We start from the raw sequence: 3,705 nt of genomic DNA, 5'->3' as shown, positions 1-3,705 counted from the left end.
CAGATCTGACTTTTTGGTGGGCAAAATTCCTAGAGTTTTCCCTACAGCTGATCTGTGCTCACCTTTTGCCCACCCTACAGGATCTAAATTCTAAATTCTAAATTCTAAATTCTAAATTCTTCATTCTTCATTCTAAATTCTAAATTCTAAATTCCTTGGGAAACAAAACCAGCCCAAAAGAAAGGATGAGCAAAGGGAAAATCCTCCTTACTCAAAGACTCCAAACGCTTTTGCTGTATCTCGAATTTATCGACAATTGTGACCCACTTATCCAACTCTTCCTCATCTCCCTGATCCTTAGCATTCTGTTTAGCAGCTTTGGCTTCTTTTAACTTTTGTTCCAGATGTTCCGTTAACTGAGTCTGATAGTTATCAGCAAACTCCTTTCCGGTTAAATTGCGCAATTTAATTTGCCCTTGCTGTAGTGCTTGACAACGGCTCATCCCTGACCGGCGGCCATGGTAGTAAAAAATCGCTAATAAAGCACTGGCCAAATCATCTACGGACCACTGGGTACTAACCACACTCCTGGCTCCAGCACAGAGAAAACCCGTAGCTAGACTAAGCAAGTCATCAGTAACTTTGGTAACAGTGAAATTAACCTCGCAGGCTGAGGCAAAAACTTCGGAAAGATTGGGCATGCGCCAACCAGGAGTTAAGAGTTGACCCAGGGTAAGGGAACCATCTCCTAACCGTAACTGAGATTCCAATGGTTCCATGGGGTTAGATTGGGCATGATGGCTGGAGTGGAGGATATGCACTTGCTGGGCTAAGGTGTGGTATGATTTGACTGTGGCATTCCGTCCTTGTAAGCGCTGCTCAGCAGGAACCTGATACATTTCCGCAACGGTTTTGCATTCAAAACTGGTAAAGGGCAGATCCTCCGTAGCATCTTCGACTATACCCATTTCCTGACCTGCAATTGCTGGGCGTTGGTGGCAATAGTGGAGGATTTGGCAACTGGGAACCAAGCGAATACGAAAGCGATCGCATAAATAAGTAGTGTTGGTAACAGGTTTAGTAGGAGAGGATTTGGGGGATTTGCTGGCGAAGACCATACCGCGAGTTTGGGGAAGATCCCCCCTAACCCCCCTTAACAAGGGGGGAACGATTGGGGGAAGATCCCCCCTAACCCCCCTTAACAAGGGGGGGACAATTGCGGCATTTTCTGTTAATAAACCCTGTTGCTCTGCTGTTAATAAACCCTCTTGCTCTCCCCTGTTTAAGGATAATAAATCCTCTTGCTCTCCCCTGTTTGGTAATAAACCCTCTTGCTCTCCCCTGTTTGGTAATAAATCCTCTTGCTCTCCCCTGTTTGGTAATAAACCCTCTTGCTCCCCCCTTATTAAGGGGGGCTGGGGGGGATCCACAATCGGCAACGCAGCAAAAGGAATCTGATGTAAAAATATATGAGGCACAATAATCAACTCCTCAATCCCAGTTAGATATTTTGCCACCAGCTCCTGCAACTGCAAGCGCTCAGCAAGTTCCTCAAGAAAATCCCCTATCTTCTGTTTCCATTCACTTTGTGCCTCAACATAGGGCTTGAACCAATTATTGAAGATCCAAATCTGTAAAGTTTTCCACCCCTGTCCTTGACAAGTGAAAACTTGAGGACTGGGATCCTTAAACAGGATAAAAATATGGGTATGCTCTCTTGTTGTGTAAAAACTGAGTAGAGCACTCGTTGATTCCTCGATTAACTGCTGCATTTGCTGCCAATCTAGATGCTCCACTTGAACTTGTCCTGCCAAAACCGGGTCATAGCAGCGCAGTTGTTGCCACACTTGCTGTTTTTGTGCCTCTAATGCTTGGATTTCTTTCTGGTATTGTAATAAAGCTTCCCTAGTCAAAGATTGACCAGATTGTTTCACTGCCATTCCCAATGACATGGTTTTATTAGGACTTCCTGCCAAAACTGGAACAGCCTCCGAGGCAGAACCAAAACGGAGGAGATTGATACGCCGTTGCAGATCCTCGTAGTCTTGCAAATGCTGTTTTAGTTCTGGGACAATTTCTCCCCCTTGGTAGAGTTCATTACTAGCCATCATATCTACCAAGCGTTGGGCACGAGAACGTTCAGCATATTCCACTGCTTTCTCGATCTGCCCTAAGTTGAGACAAGCTTGTACTATGTTGATATAGACGTCAATGGAATCAGCAAGAATCTCTTGGCGACGCTCCTCATCAATTGCCCAACTCCGGCTTTGTTCTACTGCTTGGATAGCTAGGGCATAGCCTTCGATAGCTAGTTGCCAATTGTTATTGTCCAGAGCAACATTACCTAAATTGCGAGCTGTTCTTAGGCAGTCGCGAGGGAAGTTTTCTCGAGTGTAGATTTCTAGGGCATTCCTAAAAGCAGTGATCGCTTGTTCGATATTATCGGTTCTATCTCCTTTTATTCTATCATAGTAGGTAGCTCCGAGATTGTGTTGAATCGTTGCCCAATCTTGGGTAAATGCGGACTTGGTATAGATTTCTAGGGCATTTTTAGAATGAGTGATTGCTTGTTCGATATTCTCGGCTCTATTTCCTTTTATTCTATAATGGTAGGCATTACCGAGATTGTTTTGAGTCCTTGCCCAATCTTGGGGAAATTCTGACTTGGTATAGATTTCTAGGGCATTTTTATGATGAGCGATACCTTCTTCAATATTATCAACTCTATCTCCTTTTATTCTTTTATAGTAGGCATTGCCGAGATTGTTTTTAGTAATTGCCCAATCTTGAGGAAATGCGGGCTTGGTACAGATTTGTAGGGCATGTTGATAACCAGTGATTGCTTGTTCGATATTATCGGCTCTATCTCCTTTTATTCTATTACAGTAGGCAAGACAGAGATTGTTTTGAGTCCTTGCCCAATTTTGAGGAAATGCTGATTTTGTACGGATTTCTAGGGCATTTTCATAATGAACGATGGCTTGTTCGATATTATCGGCTCTATCTCCTTTTATTCTATTACAGTAGGCAATGCCGAGATCGTTTTGAGTCATTGCCCAATCTTGAGGAAATGCTAATTTGGTAAGGATTTCTAGGGCATTGTTACAATGAATGATTACTTGTTCGATATTCTCGGCTCTCTCCCCTTTTATTCTATCATAGTAGGCATTGCCGAGATTGTGTTGAGTCATTGCCCAATCTTGGGGAAATTCTGACTTGGTACGGATTTCTAGGGCATTTCTATAATGAGCGATCCCTTGTTCAATATTATCTGCTCTCTCCCCTTTTATTCTTTTATAGTAGGCATTGCCGAGATTGTGTTGAGTCATTGCCCAATCTTGGGGAAATTCTGACTTGGTACGGATTTATAGGGCATTTTTACAATGAGTGATTGCTTGTTCGATATTATCGACTTTATCTCCTCTTATTCTATTACAGTAAGCATTGCCGAGATTGTTTTGAATAATTGCCCAATCTTGAGGAAATTCTGACTTGGTAAAGATTTGTAGGGCATTTTCATAATGAGCGATGCCTTGTTCGATATTCTCGGCTCTATCTTTTTTTATTCTATCATTGTAGGCAGCGCCGAGATTGTTTTGAGTGATTGCCCAATCTTCGGGAAATTCCAACTTGGTACGGATTTTTAGGGCATTTATACAATGAGCAATCGCTTGTTCAATATTATCTGCTCTCTTCCCTTTTATTCTCTCACAGTAGGCACCGCCGAGATTGGTTTGAATCATTGCCCAATCTTGGGGAAATGCC

1 protein-coding gene and 1 pseudogene are annotated in these 3,705 nt (G+C 42.9%); both read right to left on the bottom strand.

The window, feature by feature from the left end; genetic code table 11:
• Positions 1 to 146 precede the first annotated feature (146 nt).
• Positions 147 to 3,269: a CHAT domain-containing protein gene (locus F6K38_RS37160; protein WP_287360020.1), complete on the bottom strand. Its 3,123-nt coding sequence runs from the start codon at positions 3,267 to 3,269 to the stop codon at positions 147 to 149.
• A 36-nt stretch (positions 3,270 to 3,305) separates the two neighbouring features.
• Positions 3,306 to 3,705: pseudogene (locus tag F6K38_RS37155) on the bottom strand (CHAT domain-containing protein); the annotation flags it as partial.

It is taken from the genome of Moorena sp. SIO3B2 (assembly GCF_010692525.1).
Taxonomy (GTDB): domain Bacteria; phylum Cyanobacteriota; class Cyanobacteriia; order Cyanobacteriales; family Coleofasciculaceae; genus Moorena; species Moorena producens.
The sequence above is the reverse complement of the archived record's forward strand: the minus strand, read 5'-3'. Positions and strand labels throughout refer to the sequence as shown.